21 protein-coding genes are annotated in these 22,343 nt (G+C 72.2%); 13 read left to right on the forward strand and 8 right to left on the reverse strand.

All coding sequences use genetic code 11. From position 1 onward, the window contains the following. Positions 1 to 236: 236 nt before the first annotated feature. The 5 genes from EYB28_RS08295 (at position 237) to clpX (ending at position 5,399) form a co-directional block, all read left to right on the forward strand. Positions 237 to 785 (forward strand): DUF4190 domain-containing protein, encoded by a 549-nt coding sequence (locus EYB28_RS08295; RefSeq protein ID WP_166846531.1) that lies wholly within the window; start codon positions 237 to 239, stop codon positions 783 to 785. 199 nt (positions 786 to 984) lie between these two features. Beyond that, positions 985 to 2,361, forward strand: coding sequence for a trigger factor (tig, locus tag EYB28_RS08300; RefSeq protein WP_166851976.1), 1,377 nt, complete (start codon positions 985 to 987; stop codon positions 2,359 to 2,361). Positions 2,362 to 2,564: 203 nt separating this feature from the next. Further along, positions 2,565 to 3,179 (forward strand): ATP-dependent Clp protease proteolytic subunit, encoded by a 615-nt coding sequence (locus EYB28_RS08305; protein ID WP_166851978.1) that lies wholly within the window; start codon positions 2,565 to 2,567, stop codon positions 3,177 to 3,179. Positions 3,180 to 3,253: 74 nt separating this feature from the next. Next, on the forward strand, positions 3,254 to 3,940 hold the full coding sequence (locus EYB28_RS08310) for an ATP-dependent Clp protease proteolytic subunit (RefSeq protein ID WP_240930704.1): 687 nt from the start codon (positions 3,254 to 3,256) through the stop codon (positions 3,938 to 3,940). Positions 3,941 to 4,118: 178 nt separating this feature from the next. Then, the gene (gene clpX, locus EYB28_RS08315; RefSeq protein ID WP_166846534.1) at positions 4,119 to 5,399 is read left to right on the forward strand and encodes an ATP-dependent Clp protease ATP-binding subunit ClpX; all 1,281 of its coding nucleotides are present in this window, start codon (positions 4,119 to 4,121) and stop codon (positions 5,397 to 5,399) included. Between the two features lie 36 nt (positions 5,400 to 5,435). On the opposite strand, the gene EYB28_RS08320 is transcribed toward clpX, so the two are convergent. Further along, entirely contained in the window at positions 5,436 to 7,229 is a 1,794-nt protein-coding gene (locus EYB28_RS08320; protein ID WP_166846536.1) for a long-chain fatty acid--CoA ligase, read from the reverse strand. A 190-nt stretch (positions 7,230 to 7,419) separates the two neighbouring features. Between EYB28_RS08320 and EYB28_RS08325 the strand changes: the two genes are divergently transcribed. Continuing rightward, the gene (locus EYB28_RS08325; RefSeq protein WP_166846539.1) at positions 7,420 to 7,812 is read left to right on the forward strand and encodes a chorismate mutase; all 393 of its coding nucleotides are present in this window, start codon (positions 7,420 to 7,422) and stop codon (positions 7,810 to 7,812) included. Positions 7,813 to 7,910: 98 nt separating this feature from the next. Beyond that, positions 7,911 to 9,158 (forward strand): hypothetical protein, encoded by a 1,248-nt coding sequence (locus EYB28_RS08330; RefSeq protein ID WP_166846542.1) that lies wholly within the window; start codon positions 7,911 to 7,913, stop codon positions 9,156 to 9,158. Between the two features lie 259 nt (positions 9,159 to 9,417). Here EYB28_RS08330 and valS read toward each other — a convergent pair whose 3' ends face one another. Then, the gene (valS, locus tag EYB28_RS08335; protein ID WP_166846544.1) at positions 9,418 to 12,192 is read right to left on the reverse strand and encodes a valine--tRNA ligase; all 2,775 of its coding nucleotides are present in this window, start codon (positions 12,190 to 12,192) and stop codon (positions 9,418 to 9,420) included. 126 nt (positions 12,193 to 12,318) lie between these two features. Between valS and EYB28_RS08340 the strand changes: the two genes are divergently transcribed. The 4 genes from EYB28_RS08340 (at position 12,319) to EYB28_RS08355 (ending at position 15,594) form a co-directional block, all read left to right on the forward strand. Beyond that, complete coding sequence (locus EYB28_RS08340; RefSeq protein ID WP_166846546.1) at positions 12,319 to 13,224, forward strand: helix-turn-helix domain-containing GNAT family N-acetyltransferase; 906 nt, start codon at positions 12,319 to 12,321, stop codon at positions 13,222 to 13,224. Positions 13,225 to 13,279: 55 nt separating this feature from the next. Further along, entirely contained in the window at positions 13,280 to 14,290 is a 1,011-nt protein-coding gene (locus tag EYB28_RS08345; RefSeq protein WP_166846548.1) for a TIGR03557 family F420-dependent LLM class oxidoreductase, read from the forward strand. Then, complete coding sequence (cofE, locus tag EYB28_RS08350; RefSeq protein ID WP_166846549.1) at positions 14,287 to 15,114, forward strand: coenzyme F420-0:L-glutamate ligase; 828 nt, start codon at positions 14,287 to 14,289, stop codon at positions 15,112 to 15,114. The genes EYB28_RS08345 and cofE overlap by 4 nt, the downstream gene beginning before the upstream one ends. Before the next feature lie 93 nt (positions 15,115 to 15,207). Next, positions 15,208 to 15,594, forward strand: coding sequence for a hypothetical protein (locus EYB28_RS08355; RefSeq protein ID WP_166846551.1), 387 nt, complete (start codon positions 15,208 to 15,210; stop codon positions 15,592 to 15,594). 22 nt (positions 15,595 to 15,616) lie between these two features. Here EYB28_RS08355 and EYB28_RS08360 read toward each other — a convergent pair whose 3' ends face one another. After that, positions 15,617 to 15,982: a VOC family protein gene (locus tag EYB28_RS08360; protein WP_166846553.1), complete on the reverse strand. Its 366-nt coding sequence runs from the start codon at positions 15,980 to 15,982 to the stop codon at positions 15,617 to 15,619. 130 nt (positions 15,983 to 16,112) lie between these two features. Here EYB28_RS08360 and EYB28_RS08365 point away from each other — a divergent pair, with 130 nt between their 5' ends. Beyond that, entirely contained in the window at positions 16,113 to 16,571 is a 459-nt protein-coding gene (locus EYB28_RS08365) for a TIGR03667 family PPOX class F420-dependent oxidoreductase (protein WP_166846555.1), read from the forward strand. Between the two features lie 147 nt (positions 16,572 to 16,718). After that, positions 16,719 to 17,585, forward strand: coding sequence for an SGNH/GDSL hydrolase family protein (locus tag EYB28_RS08370; RefSeq protein WP_166846557.1), 867 nt, complete (start codon positions 16,719 to 16,721; stop codon positions 17,583 to 17,585). 59 nt (positions 17,586 to 17,644) lie between these two features. On the opposite strand, the gene EYB28_RS08375 is transcribed toward EYB28_RS08370, so the two are convergent. The 5 genes from EYB28_RS08375 to EYB28_RS08395 form a co-directional block, all read right to left on the reverse strand. Further along, the gene (locus EYB28_RS08375; protein WP_166846560.1) at positions 17,645 to 18,823 is read right to left on the reverse strand and encodes a NosD domain-containing protein; all 1,179 of its coding nucleotides are present in this window, start codon (positions 18,821 to 18,823) and stop codon (positions 17,645 to 17,647) included. Between the two features lie 16 nt (positions 18,824 to 18,839). Next, positions 18,840 to 19,040, reverse strand: coding sequence for a twin-arginine translocation signal domain-containing protein (locus EYB28_RS20610; protein WP_166846564.1), 201 nt, complete (start codon positions 19,038 to 19,040; stop codon positions 18,840 to 18,842). A gap of 64 nt (positions 19,041 to 19,104) precedes the next feature. Then, positions 19,105 to 20,070: a carbohydrate ABC transporter permease gene (locus tag EYB28_RS08385; protein WP_166846567.1), complete on the reverse strand. Its 966-nt coding sequence runs from the start codon at positions 20,068 to 20,070 to the stop codon at positions 19,105 to 19,107. Then, positions 20,067 to 20,936: a carbohydrate ABC transporter permease gene (locus EYB28_RS08390; RefSeq protein WP_166846570.1), complete on the reverse strand. Its 870-nt coding sequence runs from the start codon at positions 20,934 to 20,936 to the stop codon at positions 20,067 to 20,069. Before EYB28_RS08390 ends, EYB28_RS08385 begins: the two co-directional genes overlap by 4 nt. Positions 20,937 to 20,948: 12 nt before the next feature. Beyond that, positions 20,949 to 22,262, reverse strand: a complete 1,314-nt coding sequence (locus tag EYB28_RS08395; protein ID WP_166846573.1) for an ABC transporter substrate-binding protein — start codon at positions 22,260 to 22,262, stop codon at positions 20,949 to 20,951. Positions 22,263 to 22,343: the final 81 nt, after the last annotated feature.

A 22,343-nucleotide genomic window follows, 5' to 3' on the forward strand; every position in this document is an offset into this window, starting at 1 on the left:
AGACACGCTATGCCGATGTCTTGAGACACCCCATTCCGATGTCCTGAGACTGGACACTGTCACCCCGACCATGTGATGTCTCAGGACATCGGGATGGCCCGGACCCACGTTCGTGGGTCCGGGCCATGGTCATTTCTGCGTGTCGGTGCCGCGTGGTCCTGCCGTCACGCCCGTGATCTGGAAGGATCGGCGTCGCGGCCGCCGTCCGGCGCCACGAGACGTCACGAGGAGCTCCGATGAGTACCCCCGACCCGTACCACCCCGGGACGCCCGAGCAGCCGGATCGACAGGGGCGGCCCGACCTGCCCGAGCCGGGCCGGCCGGCACAGCCGGAGCAGCAGCCCCCCGCCGCGCCACCCGCCGGCCCGCACCCGCAGGAGCAGTACGGTCAGAGCCAGTACCCGCCGCCGTCGGCCCCGGGCGCCTACCCGCAGCCGGCGTACCCGCAGGGTCAGTACGCCCAGGGGTACCCGCAGGGCTACGGGCAGCAGCCGCCGGAGAACCCCGGCAGGACGCTCGGCATCGTCGGCCTGATCCTCGGCTTCTTCGGGCCGCTGTCGCTCGTCGGCCTCATCCTGTCGATCGTCGGCCTGCGCAAGTCACGCAAGGTCGGCCAGTCGAACGGCGTCGCCGTGGCCGGCATCGTCGTCAGCGCCCTCGTCCTCGTCGGGACGATCATCGCCGGCATCGTCATCGGCGTGGGTATCGGCTACATCATGGAGCAGTGCGACCAGCTCGGGCCGGGTCTCCACCAGGTCGACGGCGTCACCATCACCTGCGGCTGACCGCGGTCGCGAGGGCGGGGGCGGGGCCTGCCGGGCCCCGCCCCGGACGCGCGTGGCCGCGGGAGTGTTCGCGTGACGTAGGATGGACGGGTTGCCCGTACGTCCGTCGTACGACTTCGCATCCCGCGCCGCAGCAACCGGGCCGGCCCGTGCCGGCGAGACGCGCGCGCACGCACCCGAACCGTTGGAGACCATCGAAGTGAAGAGCGCCGTCGAGACCCTGGATCCCACCAAGGTCAAGCTGACCGTCGAGGTGGAGTACGACGAGCTCAAGCCGAGCATCGACCACGCCTACAAGCACATCGCGGAGCAGGTGAACATCCCCGGCTTCCGCAAGGGCAAGGTCCCCCCGCGCATCATCGACCAGCGGGTCGGCTGGGGCGCCGTCGTCGAGCACGCCGTGAACGACGCGCTGTCGGGCTTCTACCGGGACGCCGTCACGAACGAGTCGCTGCGCCCCCTGGGTCAGCCCGAGGTCGAGGTCACCGAGATCCCCGCGCAGGCGGGGGAGGGGCAGCTCGCCTTCACCGCCGAGGTCGAGGTCCGCCCCGAGCTCACGCTGCCCGAGCTATCCGACATCGCGATCGAGGTCGAGACCACCGAGGTCACCGACGAGGACGTCGCCGAGCGCCTCGACTCGCTGCGGGAGCGCTTCGGCACCCTCGTGGGCGTCGACCGCCCGGCCGCCGAGGGCGACTACGTCGTCATCGACCTCAAGGCCGTCATCGGCGAGGAGGAGATCGACTCGGTCTCCGGCGTCTCCTACCAGATCGGCGCCGGCAACATGCTCGAGGGGCTCGACGAGGCCCTGACCGGCCTGTCGACCGACGAGACCACCACCTTCGCCACGAAGCTCGCCGGGGGCGAGCACGAGGGCGAGGAGGCGCAGGTCACCGTCACCGCCACTGCCGTCAAGGAGCGCGACCTGCCGGCCCCGGACGACGACTTCGCCCAGCTCGCGTCCGAGTTCGACACGCTCGACGAGCTCAAGGCCGACCTGCGTGAGCAGGTCGCGTCGAGCAAGACCTCGAACCAGGCCGTCGCCGCGCGCGACCTCCTGCTCGAGAAGCTGCTCGAGGCCGTCGAGGTCCCGGTCCCGTCCGGCGCCGTCGAGGCCGAGGTGCACCGCCACCTCGAGCAGGAGAACCGCCTCGAGGACGACGAGCACCGCGCCGAGGTCACCGAGGAGGCGACCAAGGCCCTGAAGAACCAGATCCTGCTCGACACCCTCGCCGAGAAGCTCGAGGTCCAGGTGGGCCAGGGCGAGCTCGTGGAGTACCTCGTGCAGGCCTCGCAGCAGTACGGGATGGACCCGAACCAGTTCATCCAGTCGCTCGACCAGGGCGGGCAGATCCCCGCGATGGTCGGCGAGGTGGCGCGCTCCAAGTCGCTGGCCGTCGCGCTGCGCGAGATCGAGGTCAAGGACTCCGACGGCAACGCCGTCGACCTCTCCGAGTTCATCGGCTCGGACGAGGAGGACGAGGCCTCCGCCGAGGACGCCGACGAGGAGTCCGGCGAGCCCACCGAGGGCGAGGACGCCGCCCCCGCCGCCGAGGACGAGGCCGCCAAGGCCTGACACGGCGGCTCCGCGCCGGCGTGCCTCCCACGGCCCGCACCGTCCCAGCGACGGTGCGGGCCGTGGCCGTTCCCGGCGCCCGGGCAGGTGCCTGTGCGCCTGCAGCGAAACCGCGCGCCGGCGGGACGTTCCGGGCCATCGGCGCACGTTAGGGTCGATCGACAGCGATGACGAAGGAGACGGACGTGAACGATCTGCTGCGGATGGACGGTGCGGCGCCGGCGGCGCGTGCCGAGGGCCAGGGCTTCGGCCTCAACGACTCCATCTACAACCGGCTCCTCAAGGAGCGCATCATCTGGCTCGGTTCGGAGGTGCGCGACGAGAACGCGAACGCCATCTGCGCCCAGATGATGCTGCTGGCCGCGGAGGACCCGGACAAGGACATCTTCCTCTACATCAACTCGCCCGGCGGGTCGATCACCGCCGGCATGGCGATCTACGACACCATGCAGTTCGTCCAGCCGGACGTCGCGACCGTCGCGATGGGCATGGCCGCGTCGATGGGGCAGTTCCTGCTCTCCTCGGGCGCGAAGGGCAAGCGCTACATCACCCCGCACGCGCGCGTCCTGATGCACCAGCCCTCCGGCGGCGTCGGTGGCACCGCGACCGACGTCCGGATCGGCGCGCAGCTCATCATGCACATGAAGAAGGTGCTCTCCGAGCTGACGGCCGAGCAGACCGGGCAGACGCTGGAGACGATCCTCAAGGACAACGACCGCGACAAGTGGTTCACGGCGGACGAGGCCCTCGAGTACGGCTTCGTCGACAAGGTCGTGGCCACCGCCTCCTCGGTCACGGGCGGCGGCGAGTCCGCCTGACCCCGACCCCGCCACCACCCAGACCTTTCACGCGAGGAGACATCGTGAGCCACTCCGACGAGTACCAGTTCGCCATGCGGGCGCAGCACCTGGCGGGAGCCGGCGGCCGCCCCGGCGGGGTCGCCCTGCCCTACGGCGCCCCGTCGTCGCGGTACGTGCTGCCGCAGTTCGAAGAGCGCACCGCCTACGGCTTCAAGCGCCAGGACCCGTACACCAAGCTGTTCGAGGACCGCATCATCTTTCTGGGCGTGCAGGTCGACGACGCCTCGGCGGACGACGTCATGGCCCAGCTGCTGGTTCTGGAGAGCCAGGACCCGGACCGCGACATCATCCTGTACATCAACTCGCCGGGCGGTTCCTTCACCGCGATGACGGCGCTGTACGACACGATGCAGTTCATCAAGCCGCAGATCCAGACCGTGTGCCTGGGTCAGGCGGCCTCCGCCGCGGCGGTGCTGCTGGCCGCCGGGCAGAAGGGCAAGCGACTGGCCCTGCCGAACGCCCGCGTGCTCATCCACCAGCCCGCGATGGAGGGCGGCGGCTATGCCCAGGCCTCGGACATCGAGATCCACGCGAACGAGCTCATCCGCATGCGCGAGTGGCTCGAGGAGACGCTGGCGCGCCACTCGGAGAAGTCCGTCGACGAGGTCCGGGAGGACATCGAGCGCGACAAGATTCTCACTGCCGAGGGGGCCAAGGACTACGGGCTCGTCGACCAGGTGCTCGAGAGCCGCAAGCCGGCGGCCGTCACGAGCCGCTGACCTGCGTCGTCGCGGGGCCCGGACGGCTCGCCGAGGCGAGATCCGTGGCCCCGCGACGCGACGCACCGGGCAACGCGGCTGACAACGCCGTCCCGGTGGTGTGGAATGGACGCAGGACCTGATCAGCAACCTGCGCAGGACCCGGCGCAGGACCCAGCTCAGGACATGGAGGCTCCCGGTGGCTCGGATCGGTGACGGTGCAGACCTGCTGAAGTGCTCGTTCTGCGGCAAGTCCCAGAAGCAGGTCAAGAAGCTCATCGCCGGTCCCGGCGTGTACATCTGCGACGAGTGCATCGACCTGTGCAACGAGATCATCGAGGAGGAGCTCGGCGAGGCAGCGGAGCTGGGGCTCACGGAGCTGCCGAAGCCGCGCGAGATCTTCGAGTTCCTCCAGCAGTACGTCATCGGCCAGGACCCCGCGAAGCGGGCGCTGGCGGTGGCGGTCTACAACCACTACAAGCGGGTGCAGGCGGGCGAGACCGCGCGCGAGGGGCGTGACGGCGACGACGCCGTCGAGATCGCCAAGTCGAACATCCTGCTCATCGGTCCCACCGGCACCGGCAAGACCTACCTCGCGCAGACGCTGGCGAAGATGCTCAACGTCCCGTTCGCCATCGCCGACGCGACGGCGCTCACGGAGGCCGGGTACGTCGGCGAGGACGTCGAGAACATCCTCCTCAAGCTCATCCAGGCCGCCGACTACGACGTCAAGAAGGCCGAGACGGGCATCATCTACATCGACGAGGTCGACAAGGTGGCCCGCAAGGCGGAGAATCCGTCGATCACCCGTGACGTGTCCGGCGAGGGCGTGCAGCAGGCCCTGCTGAAGATCATCGAGGGGACGTCGGCGTCCGTGCCGCCGCAGGGCGGGCGCAAGCACCCGCACCAGGAGTTCATCCAGATCGACACGACGAACGTGCTGTTCATCGTGGCCGGCGCGTTCGCGGGCCTGGACGAGATCGTGGCGTCCCGGTCGCGCAAGCGGGGCATCGGGTTCAGCGCGCCCATGGAGACCGGCGCCGACGAGGACCTGTTCGCCGAGGTGCGGCCGGAGGACCTGCAGAAGTACGGACTCATCCCGGAGTTCATCGGGCGGCTCCCCGTCGTCGCCTCGGTCTCGCCGCTGGACCGCGACGCCCTCGTGCGCATCCTCACCGAGCCGCGCAACGCCCTGCTCAAGCAGTACCAGCGCATGTTCGAGATCGACGGCGTGGAGCTGGAGTTCGAGCCCGACGCCGTCGAGGCGATCGCGGAGCAGGCGCTCCTGCGTGGGACGGGCGCGCGCGGCCTGCGGGCCATCATGGAGGAGGTCCTCCAGCAGGTGATGTTCGACGTCCCGAGCCGCGACGACGTCGAGCGCGTCGTCATCACCCGGGACGTCGTCATCGAGAACGTCAACCCGACGGTCGTGCCCCGGACGTCGCCGGTGCGTCGCACTCCGCGGGAGAAGTCGGCCTGACCGCGCCGGGCCGAGCTCGCGTCCGCGCCGCCCGCCTCAGCGGGCGTACAGCTCCTCGACGTCGGCCGCGAAGTCGTGCAGCACGACGTCGCGGCGGACCTTCAGGGACGGCGTGAGGTAGCCGTTCGCCTCCGAGAAGTCGCCCTCCAGGACGCGCACCGCGCGGATCGCCTCCGCCCGGGAGACCACCCCGCTCGCCTCCGCCGCCGCCTCCTCCAGCGCGGCCAGCACCCGAGGGTCGCGGCGCGCCTCGGCCGGGCGCAGCGCCGGCAGCCCCCGCGACGCGAGCCACCCGGGCAGCATCTCCGCGTCGAGCGTCACCAGCGCGCCGACGAACGGTCGCCCGTCGCCGACGACGACCACCTGGGACACGACCGGGTGGCCGCGCAACCGGTCCTCCAGCGCCGCCGGGGCCACGTTCTTGCCGCCGGCGGTGACGATGATCTCCTTGGTCCGGCCTGTGATCCGCAGGTGCCCGCCGTCCAGCACGCCGAGGTCCCCGGTGCGGAACCAGCCGTCGGTCACCGCGAGGGCGGTGAGGTCCGGGCGCCCGCGGTACCCCCGGAACACGTGCGGCCCGGCGACCAGCACCTCGCCGTCGTCGTCGACGCGCACGGACGTTCCGGGGAACGGCGGTCCCACCGTGCCGATCCGCAGGTCGGCAGGGAGGTTCACCGCTGCCGGCGCCGTGGTCTCGGTGAGGCCGTACCCCTCGAGCACGGTCAGGCCCGCGCCGCGGAAGAAGTGGCCGAGCCGCTCCCCGAGCGCGGCGCCGCCGGAGATGGCGTACCGCAGCCGGCCGCCCATCGCGGCACGCAGCCCGCGCAGCACGAGGAGGTCGGCGACCGCGTGCCGCGCGCGCAGCCCGGCGGGGACCCTCCCCGCCTCCAGCGCCCGTGAGCGGTCGCCGGCGACCCGGGCGGCCCAGCGGAACACGCGGAGCCGGACGCCCGTCCCGGCGCGCTGCTCCGCGGCGTTGTACACCTTCTCGAAGACGCGGGGCACGGCCAGCAGGAACGTGGGCCGGAACGTGCCCAGGTCGGCGACCAGGGTCTTGACGTCCGGCAGGTGCCCCAGCACCGCGCTCGACCCGACCACCGCGACCTGGATGAGGCGCGCGAAGACGTGCGCGAGCGGGAGGAACAGCACCGTGCGCGCCCCCTCGGCCTCCAGGAGCTCCGGCAGCACGACGCGCGCGTTGAGCGCCAGGTGCGCGAAGTTCCCGTGCGTGAGCTCGGCACCCTTGGGACGCCCCGTCGACCCCGACGTGTACACGATCGTCGCCAGGTCGTCGCGGCGCACCGCTCGGCGGCGCGCGACCACGTCCCGCGTGGCGACGGTCGCTGCCGCCTCCCGCAGGGCGTCCACGGCGCCGTCGGCGATGACGAGGACCTCCGTCAGGTCCGGCAGCCGGTCCTGCACCTGCCGCACGGCGTCGGCGTGGGCCGCGGTCTCGACCACCACGGTGGCCACGCCCGCGTCGGACAGGATCCACCACACCTGCTCCGGCGACGACGTCTCGTACACGGGGACCGGCACGGCGCCGACTGCCCACAGGGCGAAGTCCAGCAGCGTCCACTCGTAGCGCGTGCGGGACATGATGGCCACCCGGTCGCCTGCTTCGACGCCCCGCGCGAGGAGGCCACGCGCCACGACGAGCACGTCGTGGTCGAACTCCGCCGCGCTCACCCGGACCCAGTCGCCCGCCGGAGTCACCCGCCGCTCGATCAGCGTGGCCTCGCCGGCGCGGGCCACCCGGTCCGCCAGCAGGGTGTTGATGCTCGTGCTCTCGGGCACGTCCACGCGGCTCGGAGCGGTGGCGAGGTCCATGCGTGCGGGTCTCCGGGGTGCAGGGGTGTCGGGCAGAGAGGGGGACCGGGCGCACGGCGTGGTCTCGCCGTCCGAGTCGGGCGGCGGCCGGTCGGTGCACACCCTGGCCGAGGAGGGACCTTACACGGGCGTGGGGCACGACACGCCCGTGCGACGGTGGTGCGTGCGTCACGCCTCGTAGGATCGATGCATGCCCGACAACATCGCCGACGGCCCGCGCCCGGACGAGGCCCCCGAGCCCGAGCAGGCGCAGGTACCCGCTGAGATCCTCGCCCTGCGGGGGAGCATCGACAACATCGACGCCGCCCTGGTGCACCTGCTCGCCGAGCGGTTCAAGATGACCCAGCGCGTCGGCGAGCTCAAGGCCACGGGCGGGCTCCCGCCCGCCGACCCCACCCGCGACCGCCAGCAGATCGACCGGCTCAAGGGCATCGCCTCCGCGGCGGGCCTCGACCCGGAGTTCGCCGAGCAGTTCCGCAATTTCATCGTCTCCGAGGTCATCCGCCACCACGAGCGCATCGCGGCAGAGCACGCCGCGGGGCGCCGCCAGGGCGAGCTCCCTCCCCTCGACACCTACTCTTGAAGAGGTGAGGTCTGAGGGGCCTGACGCGGTGGCGTCCGAGCGGGTTCGGGCGCAGGCTGGATGGCACAGCCGACGCGAGACCCAGGGGGACGCACCGCATGAAGATCGACTGGCTCAAGCCCCTCGTCGGACGCCCGGGACTGTTCGCGACCGTGCACCTGGACGCGACACCCTCGGCGGAGGCCGGTGAGAAGGACATCGCGAACCGTTGGCGTGCCGCACGGCGCGCGCTCGAGCACCAGGGCGCCCCGACGGCCGTCCTGGACGCTCTCGAGGACGCCGTGCGGCGCCCCAGCCACGAGGGCGGCGAGCGGGGCCGCGTGCTCGTCGCCGACGTCGACGGCGTGCTCGTGGACCGGATGCTCCGCCACGCACCGACCGCGCCGACGGCCGTGTGGCTGCCGGTGCCCGCACTGCTCCAGGCGGCGCTCGCCGCGGACGAGGCGGTCGACGCGCTGTGCGTCGCCGTCGACCGTGCCGGCGCCGACTTCTGGTCGTGCGACGCCGAGGGCCGCGACGCCGGGCGACGCGAGACGTACACCGCGCCGCACGACGAGGTCAGCAAGACGTCCAGTCCCGGCACCAAGCGGGCGACCATCGAGTCGCGCGCAGAGGACACGTGGGAACGCAACGCGGCCGCCGTCGCCGCGGAGATCGACCGCCGGGTCGCGCAGGAGCGCCCCGAGGTGGTGCTCCTCACCGGGGACGTCCGGGCGGTGAAGTCCGTACGCTCCGACCTGGGGCAGGCGGCCGCCGTGCGGGTCGTGGAGGTCCCGGGCGGCGGGCGCGGGGGAGCCGGCGTCCACGCCGACGCGTTCGCCGCGGCCGTCGAGGACGCCCTCGACTCGTACCGGGAACGCCGCCGGGAGGTGACCCTGGCGGAGTACCGCCAGGACCAGGGCCGCGAGGAAGGCGCCGTCACCTCCGTCGACGACGTCGTCGCCGTGCTCGCCCGCGGGCAGGTCAAGGAGCTCGTGCTGTCCGAACAGCTCGTCACGGAGGCGACGTCGGCGCTCGCGACGACCGGGGCCGACGGCGGCATCGTCCTCGACGGCCTGCTCGGCGGGCGTCGCCTGTGGATCGGCCCGGACCCGATGCACGTCGCGCGGACCCGCGCCGACCTCGAAGGGCTCGGCGTGCACGACGGCCTCCAGGAGCTGCCCGCGACCTCCGCCCTGCTGCGCGCCGCCATCGCGCAGGACGCCGGGCTGACCTTCGCCCCCGAGGGCTCCGTCGAGCTCGTCGACGGCGTCGGGGCCACCCTGCGCTGGCACGACGGCGCGACGCCGCGCGAGGTGGCGGCGACGATGAGCGGGGACGGGGCGCGGTTCGCTGTGCCGCGGTAGCCGCTTCTCTGCTCGCGTTCTCTGCTCGCGGGCGATGTCCTCCGGTTGCGGGCGGGTCCGGGCAGGGCCGTGTCGCGAGGCGTCCATCCGGTCGCTCGTTCCTCGCGACCTCCCGCCAGGCCCATCCAGCCTCCCGACACTGCCCTCCCCGGACCCGCTTGTCCGGAAGGTCACGGTCGTTTGCGCTGAGCGACGACGAGGGGACGATGCGCAGCCGGTGCGCACCGTCCCCTCTCGATCGAGGTGGAGCGAAGGCTGGTCAGGCCTTGGGCTTCTTGGCCGGGGGTTCGCCCAGCTCGGAGGCGGTGACGACGATGCCGCCCTGGACGTCGGGGTTGCCCTGGCCCTCGGTGGCCTCGACGAGGTCGAGGGTGCCGGTGGCGCGGCCCGCGCCGCGGACGTCGTCCACCGCCGAGCGGACGCCGTCGATGAGGGCGGCGGGCACCGCCATCGTCGCGGACAGGATCGGCGTGCGCATCGAGACCTTCGCCTCGGACTTGATCTTGCGCAGCGCGGCGAGCGCGTTCCCGGCGGCCAGGAGCTGTGCGGGATCCGCGTCGCCGGCCGCGGCCCGCAGCGGCGCCGACGTCGGCCACGCGGCGCGGTGCACCGACCCGGTGCGCCACCACGACCAGACCTCCTCGGTGGCGAACGGGATGAACGGCGCCAGGAGGCGCAGCATCACGTCCAGCGCGAGGGCGAGCGCGGTGCGCGCGCTCGCGGTCTCGGCCGTGACCTCCGCGGCCGACGCGCCCGCGCCGTACGCGCGGTCCTTGACCAGCTCGAGGTAGTCGTCCGTGAAGGTCCAGAAGAAGGTCTCGGTGACCTCCAGGGCCCGGGTGTGGTCGTAGGCCTCGAAGGCCTCCGTGGCCCGCTCGACGACGTCGGCCAGCCCCGCGAGCATCGCCCGGTCGAGGTCGACCGTGACGTGGGCCGGGTCGAGGACGATCTCGCCCGCGCCCGTCTCGGGGTCGACGCCGAACGTCAGCGCGAACTTCGAGGCGTTGAGCACCTTGATGGCGAGGCGGCGGCCGATCTTCATCTGGCCGACCTCGAACGCGGCGTCGGTGCCCAGGCGTGCGGCCGCGGCCCAGTAGCGCACCGCGTCCGACCCGTGCTCGACGAGCAGGTCCATCGGCGTGACGACGTTGCCCTTGGACTTGGACATCTTCTTGCGGTCCGGGTCGAGGATCCAGCCGCTGATCGCCGCGTGCTTCCACGGCAGGACGCCGCACTCCAGGTGCGAGCGCACCACGGAGGAGAACAGCCAGGTGCGGATGATGTCCTGGCCCTGCGGGCGCAGGTCCATCGGGTAGACGCGCTCGAACAGGTCCGGGTCCCGCTCCCAGCCGGACACGATGAGCGGCGACAGGGACGACGTCGCCCAGGTGTCCATGACGTCGGCGTCGCCGACGAAGCCGCCCGGCGCGCCGCGCTGCGACTCGTCGTAGCCGGCGGGGGCCTGCGACGTCGGGTCGACGGGCAGCTCGGCCTCGGACGGGACGATCGGGTGGTCGTGGTCGACGTCGCCGGAATCGGTGACCGGGTACCACAGCGGCACGGCCACGCCGAAGAAGCGCTGCCGGCTGATGAGCCAGTCGCCGTTGAGGCCGTTGACCCAGTTCTCGTACCGCACCCGCATGAAGTCGGGGTGGAAGTCGAGCTCCTTGCCGCGGGCGAGCAGCTCGGCCTTCAGGTCGCGCGCCTCCCAGTCCCGGCCACCGTTGCGGATGTACCACTGTCGCGAGGTGACGATCTCGAGGGGCTTGTCGCCCTTCTCGTAGAAGTTCGTCATGCGCTGCGTCGGGGTCGGCTCACCGACGAGGTCGCCCGAGGCGGCCAGCGCCTCGACGACGGCCTTGCGGGCGCTGAACGTCGTCCTGCCCGCGAGCTCGTCGGCGTACAGGGCCGCGCCCGGGCCGCCGGCGATCCACTCCGGCGTCTCACGGGCGAGGCGCCCGTCGCGCTGGATCACGGAGCGGGTGGGCAGCTGCAGCTCGCGCCACCACTGGACGTCGGTCAGGTCGCCGAAGGTGCAGCACATCGCGATGCCGGCGCCCTTGTCCATGGCGGCGGCCGGGTGCGCGAGCACGGGCACCTCGACGCCGAACAGGGGGGAGGTCACGGTGGTGCCGAACAGGTCCTGGTAGCGCTCGTCGTCCGGGTGGGCGACGAGGGCCACCACGGCGGGGATGAGCTCCGGGCGCGTCGTCTCGATGTGCACCGGGTCGCCGCCGTCGCGACCGAACGCCACCCGGTGGTAGTGCCCCGGGTACTCCCGCGCCTCGAGCTCGGCCTGGGCCACCGCCGTCTGGAACGTCACGTCCCACAGCCCGGGCGCCTCGGCCTGGTAGGCCTCGCCCCGGGCGAGATTGCGCAGGAAGGCGCGCTGCGAGGCCGCGCGGGACGTCGAGTCGATCGTCTGGTAGTTCTGCGCCCAGTCGACGGACAGGCCGAGGCGCCGCCACAGCTCCTCGAACTGCCGCTCGTCGTCGGCGGTGAGCCGCTCGCACAGCTCGATGAAGTTGCGGCGGCTGATCGGCACCTGGTCGCCGGGCTTGACCTTCTTGCCCTCCGTGCCCTCGTGCGGCGGCGTGAAGTCCGGGTCGTAGGGCAGCGACGGGTCGCAGCGCACGCCGAAGTAGTTCTGCACGCGGCGCTCGGTGGGCAGGCCGTTGTCGTCCCAGCCCATCGGGTAGAAGACCTTCTTGCCGCGCATGCGCTGGAACCGCGCCACGGTGTCGGTGTGCGTGTAGCTGAACACGTGGCCCACGTGCAGCGAGCCGGAGACGGTCGGGGGCGGGGTGTCGATGGAGTAGACCTGCGCGCGCGTGGCGGTGCGGTCGAAGGCGTAGGTGCCCTCGGCGCTCCAGCGCTCGTCGAAGCGCTGCTCCAGGCCGTCGAGGCTGACCTTGTCCGGTACCTCCCTGACCACCGCGCGCACGACGTCGCCGGCTACGGCGCCGGTCGGGGAGGTCGCTGCGGACGGCTGCACGGGCGCGGTCTGCGCCTCGGGGGTCGGGAAGTCGCTCATGGTGCGTCATTGTCCCAGATCCGGGGCGGCCGTCCGCAACGGTTTCCACGGGTCGGCACGCCCGGCCGGGCGGTCCGCCGGCCGGGGCGAGAAGTCTGACTAGAATCAGAGACCATGGTCAGAGAAATGTCGGAGGCAGGTGCGTCCGAGCTCGCCGAGCAGTCCGCCGTCGTGCGCCGGTTCAACCGCAGCTACACCCAGCGCGTCGGCGCGCTCGAGGAGTCGTTCCTGGGGCTGGGCATGCCGCTGGGCACGGCCCGCCTGCTCTACGAGGTCGGCGTCGAGCCCGGGACCACGCGAGACCTGCGCGCCCGGCTGGGGCTCGACTCCGGCTACCTGTCGCGTCTGCTGCGCCGCCTCGAGTCCGACGGCCTCGTCGACGTGTCGCCGGACGACGACGACCGGCGCCGCCGCCGGGTGCGGCTCACCGCCGCGGGCCGGCGCGCCTGGGACGACCTGGAGCGTCGGTCGGCCGAGCGCGCGCGGGACCTCATCGCGCCGCTGACGCCGCGCCAGCGCGCCCGGCTCGCGGCCGCCCTGTCCGACGCCGACCTCCTGGTGCGGGCCGCGACCGTCACCCTGGAGCAGGTCTCCCCGACGTCGGACGAGGCCCGGGCGGCCGTCGCGGCGTACGTCGCCGAGCTCGACGAGCGGTTCCCCGGCGGCTTCGACGCGAGCGGCGCCGTGGACGCCGACGCCGAGCGGCTCGCGCCTCCCACGGGGGCGTTCGTCGTGGCCACGAGCGATGGCGCGCCCGTGGCCTGCGGCGGCGTGCAGGCCCTGGGCGACGGCGTCGGGGAGATCAAGCGGATGTGGGTGCACCCGGGCTGGCGCGGGGCCGGGCTGGGGTCGCGCCTGCTGCGTCATCTCGAGGGTGTGTGCCGTGACCTGGGCTATGACGAGGTGCGCATGGACACGAACGGCTCCCTCGTCGAGGCCGTCGCCATGTACGAGCGCGCGGGGTACCGTCGGATCGCGCGCTACAACGACAACCCGTACGCCGAGCACTTCTTCGCCAAGCGGATCGCGTGACCGCGCCGCGGCGGTTCCCAAGACTCGGAGTAGCAGGTAGGCGTAAGGTCGGGGCATGGCAGCATCTGACGACCTGACCATCGGCTACGCCGCGATGCTCGAGCAGTTCCACCCCACCGACGTGGTCGAGTACTCGGCCTACGCGGAGGAGCACGGATTCTCGGGCGTCATGGCCGCCGACCACTTCCAGCCCTGGGTGCCGCAGCAGGGCGAGGCGGCCTTCGTGTGGAACGTGCTGACCGCGCTCGGCGAGCGCACCAGCGGGGACCTCGGGCCCGGCGTGACGGCGCCGACCTTCCGGTGGCACCCGGCCATGGTGGCGCAGGCCTCGGCCACGCTCGCCGCGATGTACCCGGGCCGCCACTGGCTCGGCCTCGGGTCCGGCGAGGCGCTGAACGAGCACGTCGTCGCGGGCTACTGGCCCGAGGCCCCGGAGCGGATCAACCGCATGTTCGAGGCCATCGACATCATCAAGAAGCTCTTCGCCTCCGGGATCGAGGGCAAGGACGTCAAGCACTCCGGGCAGTACTACAAGATGGAGTCCACGCGGCTGTGGACCATGCCGGAGGTGCCGCCGGAGATCCTCGTCGCCACCGCCGGCCCCATCACCGCCAAGCGTGCCGGCAAGCACGCGGACGGCCTCATCACCGTCGGGGCGCCGCTGGAGAAGATCGAGATGCTGTTCGGCCGGTTCGACGCCGGCGTCAAGGAGTCCGGCCGCGACCCGGAGGGGATGCCGAAGGTGCTCCAGGTGCACATGTCGTGGGCCGAGACCGACGAGGAGGCCATGGCCAACGCCATGACCGAGTGGCCCAACGGCGGCATGAAGTTCCCCAAGGCCGACATCCGCTCGCCGCACGACTTCGCGCAGATGGCCAAGCTCGTGCGCCCGGAGGACTTCGAGGGCCGGATGGTCGTCTCGTCCGACCCCGACGCGCACCGCGCCGCGATCCAGAAGTACGTCGACCTCGGGTTCGACCGGATCTACCTGCACAACGTGGGGCGCAACCAGAAGGAGTGGATCGAGGTCTTCGGCCGGGACGTCCTGCCGAAGCTGGCACGGTGAGCGCGTCGGGCGCACGGCTCGCGGTCTGGGCTCCCGCCGGCCTGCCCGAGGTCCGCCCCGGCGACGACCTCGCGGCGCTCGTCGGCGACCTGCTCGCCGCCGACGCCGCGGCCTCGGGCGACCCGGTGGCCGAGGGCGACGTCGTCGTGGTGACGTCGAAGGTCGTGTCCAAGGCCGAGGGGCGCGTCGTGCGCGCCGCGGACCGCGAGCAGGCGATCACCGACGAGACCGTGCGCGTGGTCGCGTCCCGTACCCGGCCGGACGGGCAGCCGCCGCTGCGGATCGTCGAGAACCGGCTCGGCCTCGTCATGGCCGCGGCCGGCGTCGACGCGTCGAACACGCCGGACGGCACCGTGCTGCTGCTGCCCGAGGACCCGGACGCCTCCGCGCGGGCGCTCCGCGCCGCGCTGCGGGCCCGCCTCGGCGTGGACCGGCTCGGTGTCGTCGTCACCGACACCGCCGGCCGGCCCTGGCGGGACGGTCTCGTCGACATCGCGATCGGTGCCGCGGGCGTCGCCGTCGTCGACGACCTGCGCGGCGGCACCGACGCCCACGGGCGGCCGATCTCCGTGACGGTGACGGCGGTGGCCGACGAGGTCGCCGCGGCGAGCGAGCTGGTGCGGGGCAAGACGGCGGGCCGTCCCGTCGCCGTCGTGCGGGGGCTGGCGCACCACGTGCTGCCCGGGGACGAGGCCGGGGCGGGCGCCCGCAGCCTCGTGCGCCCCAGCGCGGACGACCTGTTCCGCGAGGGCAGCGCCGAGGCCTACGCGCGGGGCGCCGCCGACGCCGCCGGAGCTCCCGGCGAGGCCGACGGCGCCCGCTGACCGCGTCGTGCGCGCGCCCGCGTCCTCGCGTCCGGCCGGCGGCCCGCGCAATTCGGCGTGCTCGCGGCCGCCCGAGCGCCCTAGGGTGCGGCCATGCTTCCCGCCGACTGGATCGAGCACCGCCGTCCCGACGACCGCGAGCCACTGGGCTGGCTGCGGCCCGAGGGGGACACCTGGGTGGCCGTGTCGCTGCTCGGGCGCGAGGTCAGCGGGCCGCTGGACTGGACCGGCGCCGAGGAGGCGCTGGAGGAGGTCGGACTGTCGTGGATGGCCGACGTCTGGACGCTCGAGCGCGACGGCGAGGCGCCGCTGCGCGTGCGGCTCGTCGAGGTCACGCCGGAGCGCGTCGTCGTGCAGACCGACGACTTCGGCGCCGTCGACGCGCCGGTCGACCGCTACGAGCTGCCGTGGCCTGCGCCGGCCGGGCTGCGCCCGCGCCGCGACGACGACCCCGACGGGCGCGTCCTGTTCGCCCGGTGACCGCGCCTCGCCCGGTCGCGGCTCACCCGGTCTCCGTCGTGCCCTCGTAGAGGCCGACGACGTTGCCGTCCGGGTCGGTGAAGGCGGCCCACCAGCTCGTCGGGCTGATCTCGCTCTTGGGCACCGCCACGGTCCCGCCGAGCTCGGTGGCCCTCGACAGCGCCTCGTCGATCGAGTCGACCTCGACGTAGCTGCGCGGCTGGGCGAAGCCGTCGGAGCGTGGCGCGAGCCCGCCTCCGCTGATCTGGTTCGGTGCGCGCCACATCGGGTAGTCCTCGAAGCCCGGCGGCGCCTCGATCCGCCAGCCGAAGACGCCGCCGTAGAACCGCTTGGCGCGGTCGAGATCCGACACCGGGATGTCGATGTGGGTGATGTCGCCGTGGGCCATGGGGTGCTCCTCGTGGGTCGGTCGGTGGTCGCCCCCTCGTCAGCACGCTAGAGCGGGCGCACCGCACCCGCTCGGCGTGTCGGCCGGGGCGTGCCTGTCCCGGCGGCGCGCCGTCTGGCAGCCTGCCGTCATGACGGCGACGGACCCGATCGACCTGACGACCCGGCACGGTCGTCGCACCGCGCAGCGGCTCCGGACCGAGGAGGTCGTCTGGCTGACGACGGTCGACCCCTCGGGGATGCCGCAGCCGACGCCCGTGTGGTTCCTGTGGCGGCCCGGCGCGCCCGGCGAGCCGGGGATCGGCGACGTCCTGCTCGTCTCGCGGCCGGGGACGGCGAAGCTGCGCAACGTGCGGCAGCGCCCGGGGGTCGCGCTGCACTTCGGCACGGACGCGCGGGGCGACGACGTCGTCGTGCTCCTGGGGAGGGCCCGGGTCGAGGGCGAGGAGCGTCTCGACGCCGACCGGCGCGCGGAGTTCGACGCCAAGTACGCGACGGCGATGGGCCGCCTGGGCATGACGCCGGAGGGGTTCCACGACGACTACCGCGTGCTCGTGCGCGTCGTGCCGGAACGGTTGCGCGGCTGGTAGGGCCCGCGGCGGCCTCGGGGTGCCGCCCGCGTGGCGCGTGGTCGACCGCGTCGCAGGCCCTGATACTCGGTATCGGCGCTCGCCGTCGAGCGTCCGCGGGCAAGGACGTCCGCGCACGACCGCACGACGCGACGAAGGAGCCGCCTCATGCCCGCCGCCCGCCGACCCCGCCGCACCCTGGCCGTCGCCGCCACGCTCGCCCTCGCCGCCGCGGCGTCCGCCGCGCCGGCCCACGCGGCCCCGCCCCCGGTGGAGTACGTCGCGCTCGGCGACTCGTACTCCGCGGGGTCCGGCATCCTGCCGATCGACCTGCACGCCCCGGTCGCCTGCCTCCGCACCACCGCGAACTACCCGCACCTGCTCGCCGACGACCTCGGCGCGGACCTCACCGACGTCACCTGCGGCGGCGCGAGCACGGACGACCTGTTCGCGCCGCAGCACCCCGGCGTCCCCGCGCAGCTCGACGCGGTGACCGCCGGGACCGACCTGGTGACGCTCACGATCGGCGGCAACGACGGCAGCACGTTCGTCGGCGCGCTCCTCGCCTGCGGCTCGGCGGGCGTGCTGAGCGCCGGGCACGGCAACCCGTGCGAACGCCTCTACGGTGACCGGTTCACCGCGCAGGTCGAGCAGGACACCTATCCCGCCGTCCGGCGGGCGCTCCGGGAGATCCGCGAGCGGGCCCCGCACGCCGACGTCGTGGTGCTCGGCTACCCGTGGATCCTGCCGCCGGAGCAGGGGTGCTTCGCGAAGCTGCCGATCGCCCGCGGCGACGTGCCGTACCTGCGCGACCTGCAGGCCACGCTCGACGACGTCATCGAGAGGGCCGCCGCCGAGACCGGGGCGACCTTCGTCGACCTGTCCGGGCGGAGCGAGGGCCACGACGCGTGCGCGCCCGCCGACGAGCGGTGGATCGAGCCGCTCCTGCTCGGCACCAACGTCGTCCCCGTACACCCGAACGCCCGGGGCGAGGCGGCGATGGCCGACGCCGTGGCGGACGCGCTCGGCCGCTGAGCGGCGGGTCACCACGTCGGGGCGGCGGGGCCCGTCTCGGATCGTCACCGCGCACCCGCTCACGGTGTTGGGACGAACGACGTGCTGGAGCTGAGGTCCTCCAGCTGCCCCGAGGCGCCCGACCACAGCACCTTCGTGTCGGTCGCCGACGCGTCGACGACGTGGCGCACCGCGAGATTCGCGGCGACCTGGTTGCCGGACAGGAAGTTGCGCGCTCCGCTCTTGACCAGCACGACCGTCGGCGTCGCCCCCGACGGGACGATGTCCGCGCCGTCGACGGCGAACGAGAAGAGGTTGGCGGAGACGGCGTTGTCGTCGCCGTCGAGGTGCACCATGCCGTACAGGTCGTCGTTCCGGGCCGGACCGCCGTCGCCGAAGATGCGACGGAAGTGGTTGCCGGAGATCAGGTGCTCGTGGCACGGGGTCTCGTGCACGATCATCCCGGAGAAGTTGCTCACCAGCTTGTTGCCGGTGACGACGGCGCGGTGCACGTTCTTGCACTGGATGCGCGCGCCCCACAGCAGGCTGTTGCCGTTGATCACGCAGTTCTCCGCGTTCTCGACGAAGACGGAGTCGCCGCCCCACGGCGTGACGATCGTGTTGTTCGTGATCCGGCCGGCGATCGATCCACCGATCATCCGGACGCCGTTGCCGCACTCACCGATGAAGTTGTTCGTGATGAAGTACGCGTCCGCGTTGCGGACCGTGAGGGCCTCCTCGAGGTAGACGAAGCCCATGCCTTCGACGCGGACGGCGTCGTTGTCGTACTCGAAGCGGATGCCGGTCTTGCCATTGCCGTTCGCGCCGACGTACGGCTTGGAGCTGCTCACGCCGTCGAGGCAGAAGTCCTGGAAGACGACGGAGTTGAGCCGGCCGTTGGTGGCCGGGTCGCCGGCCCGGTTCACGAGGAAGCCCACCTGCCCGTCGTTCGCGATCTGCACGTGGCTGGAACCCGGGAGCGTCTCGACCCACGCCGAATGGTCGACGTCGTCGCGGATGGCCTCGGAGAGGAAGCCGTGACCGGAGCCCTTGATCGTGAGGAACCCGACGTCGATGACCGCGGTCGTCTGGAGGGTGTAGTGCCCGGGCGGGATGTAGACGACGGCGCCGGGCCTCGTGGTCTGGCCTGTCTGCTGGGCGTGGATGTCGGCGACGATCTCATTGATCACCTGCCCGATGTCGGTCTGCGGGGACACGCTCGCGGGGAAGGTGGTGACGTCGTACACGGTGGATGCCACGGGGAGTCTCCTCTGGTCAGATCAGGCCGACGATGGCGTCGTAGGGCGGGGTCGCCGGAGCCTCGGCGGCTGCGGCGGCCCGTGCCGGACCGGGCCGTCCGTCCGGGAGCGCGCTGAGTGGTGCGGCCGCGGCGGCGATGCCGAGAGCCACGAGGACGCGACGCCGCGAGATCGGTGGGCCGGGGTTCGGCCGGGCATGGGGCCCGTCGTTCGTCATGGTCACCTGGTTTCGTGGGAACGGGTCGACGCGACGGCGCGCCGACAGTTGGGGGAGCGGGCTCCTAGCCCTTGACGGCGCCCGCGGTCAGGCCCGCGATGACGTGGCGCTGCAGCACGGCGTAGATCGCGAGCTGGGGGAGCAGGACCAGGGTTGCGGCGGCCATCATCCCGCCGTAGTTCACGGAGTACTGGCCCTGGAACTTGGAGACGGCCAACGAGATCGTCGCCAGGTCCGGGTCGTTGATGAGGACCGACACGAACGGGAACTCGTTGAACACGTAGACCACGTTGAAGATCACGACCGTGGCGAGGATGGGGCGCATCACCGGCACGACGACCGACCAGCAGAGCCGGAACAGCCCGGCGCCGTCGATGATGGCGGCCTCCTCGAGCTCGCCCGGCATGCCGCGCAGGAAGCCGGTGAGCAGCAGGGTGTTGAACGGGATGGACACCACGGCGTAGGGGAGGATCACCGCGGCGTAGGTGCCGAAGATGCCCAGGGCCAGGTCGAGGCGGTAGACCGGGAAGAGCAGCACGTAGACGGGCACCGCCAGCCCCGCCAGGAAGTACAGCAGGAGCGCGGACTGCACGCCGCGCCGCCGGAAGACCATGCGGGTCAGCGCGAACGACACCATGAACGAGACGGTGGTGCCGATCGTCACCGCGGCGGTGGCGATGATGATGGTGTTCTTGTACATCTGCACGAGCGGCAGCGTGGCGATGGCGTCCCGGTAGTTCTCGAGCGTGAGCGTCCGCACCGAGAACGGGTCCGAGAGGATCTGGTCGCTCTGCTGGAAGGACAGCAGGACGATCCAGAGGATCGGCAGCACCACGAGGAAGACGATCAGGTAGGCGAAGCCGGCGACGACGAGGCGAGCGCGCAGCCGCCGACGGCGCTCTGCGTCCGGTGACGGGGCAGGCCGGTGCGCCGCGCGTCGGCGCCGGACGCCGGGGGCGCCCACGGGCGGCGCCGGTGCCTGGCGGTCGTGGACGGTGGCGGGGGACGGGGGAGCGCTCCGGGTGCTCATGCGGACCGCCCGCGGCGTGCGAGGACCAGGTAGGCGAGCGAGGTGAGCGCGCCGAGGACGAGCACAACGACGGCGATCGCCATGCCGGACCCGTAGCGCTGGCTCGTGAAGGTGACGAAGTACATGTAGCTGACCAGGGTCTCGGAGCGGTGGACGGGGCCGCCGCCGGTGAGCATGTAGACGAGTTCGAAGATCTTGAAGACGTTGGTGACGAGCAGGATCGAGACGATGCCGACGGTCTCGCGCATCATCGGGACGGTGACGTGGAGCAGCTGCTGCCAGCGGGTCGCGCCGTCGAGGGAGCTCGCCTCCATCACGTCGCCGGGGAGCTGTTGCAGGCCCGCGTAGAAGATCGTCATCGCGAAGCCGATGCTCGCCCAGCTGAAGACGAGAGCGATGGAGTAGGGCGTGAGCGAGTCGCCGCCGATCCACTGGATCTCGGGGATCCCGAGGGGCACGAGCAGCCGGTTGAGCAGTCCGACCCGCGGGTCGAGGATGAACACCCAGACGAGGCCGACGAGGATCGGCGCCACGATCGCCGGCCCGAACAGGAGCGCCCGCAAGGCGCCCGCGGCCCGGATCCGCTGCTGCATCAGCAACGCCAGGGCGAAAGATGCCGGCACGAGGAAGGCCACGCTGACCACCAGGATGATGACGGTGTTCTTCAGCGACAGCCAGAAGAACGGGTCGTCGCCGAGCGTCGCGTAGTTGTCGAGCCCGATGAGCCGCGGCTCGCTGAAGCCTTGCGCGTCGGTGAGGCTGTAGCCCGTGCCGTACAGCACCGGGTAGGCGAAGAAGGCGGTGAACAGGACCAACGCGGGCAGGACCATCACCGCGATCCTCGACCGCGAGCTGAGCCAGATCATGAGGAGGAGTCCTTACTCGGCTTCCAGCGCCCGCTGGACGAGCGCGGCGGCCTCGGTAGGCGTGAGCTGGTCCTGGATGACGCCGTAGATCGAGTCGTAGATGGCGTTGGCGACGGCGACGGGGAACACGAGGTCGGGCTGGGTCGCCGGAGCGGCCACGCCGTCCTCGCTCGCCGCGTCCAGCGCCGCGGAGAGCACCGACTGCTCCGACTCCTCGAGCGTCGGCTCGTACGTCGTGACGGGCGGCTGGCCGTTGTCGACCATGAGCTGCTGCGCCTCGTCGCTGTAGTAGAAGCCGAGGAACCTCTCGACGGCCGCGAGCTTCGCGTCGTCCTCGCCGACCTTCTTCGCGACGGCGAGGGGCGCCGAGGCCACGTTCATGATGATGTTCTGCTCACCGACGCCGTCGGCGAAGGTGGGGCCCTTCCAGAAGGCGGCGTGCGGCGCGACGTCGGAGTCCTGGATCGCGCCCGCGGCCCAGACGCCCGCGTCGAGGAAGGCCGCGTCGCCCTGCAGGAACTGGTCGACCGCCTGCTGGTAGGTCTGCGTGGCCACGTTGCTGGAGAACGCCCCGGCGTCGCGCAGCTCAGCGATGTGCTCGTACATCCGCACGAAGTCGGGGTTGTCCCACGACTCCGAGCCGTCCAGCAGACCGTCCATCCTGTCTTCGAAGCCGAAGCGGTCCAGCCACACCAGGAACTGCCAGACGCTGAACGCCGACTGGCTCGCGCCGTTCGAGATCGTCACGACGCCGTCGTCGTCGAGCTCCTCGGCGACCTGGAGCAGCTCGTCGAAGGTGGACGGCATCGCGAGCCCGTGGTCCTCGAGCACCTTGGTGTTGGTCCACAGACCGGTCAGGAGACCCTGGTACGGCACGCCGAAGACCGTGTCCCCGGACGTGAAGTGTTCCACGGTGGTCGCGGGAAGGTGCTCGATGACGCCCTGTTCCTGCAGGATCGGCCGCAGGTCCAGCAGCCGGTCCCCGGCGAGCATCTCCTCGGCGTTCGACTTGTAGACCCAGAAGATGTCGGGGAGCGTGTCGCTCTGCGCGGCGATCGACAGCGACTGGAGGTGCTCGGAGACCGGCTGGCCGCTGACCTCGACGTCGATGTCCGGGTTGGCGCTCTCGAAGGCCTCCACGATCGCCCACGTGGCGGGATCTGCGGTCTTCACGTCGGCGTTCTGCATCGAGAGCGTGATGGTGGTCGTGCCGTCCTGACCGGTGTCACCCGCTTCTGAGCAGGCTGCGAGGGGCAGGGCCACGGCGAGGGCCGCGGCCGCTGCGAGGCCGCGGCGGCCGTGTCGGCGGGGCTGGTAACCAGGCATGTCTCGTCCTTCGTTGGGTGAGGCCCGGGGGCGGATTTCGTTGATCTAGCGAAACGTTTGCGCGAATCGTTTGCGAGGCTA

Origin of the sequence: Isoptericola sp. BMS4 (assembly GCF_011634835.1) — a bacterium.
Taxonomy (GTDB): domain Bacteria; phylum Actinomycetota; class Actinomycetes; order Actinomycetales; family Cellulomonadaceae; genus Isoptericola.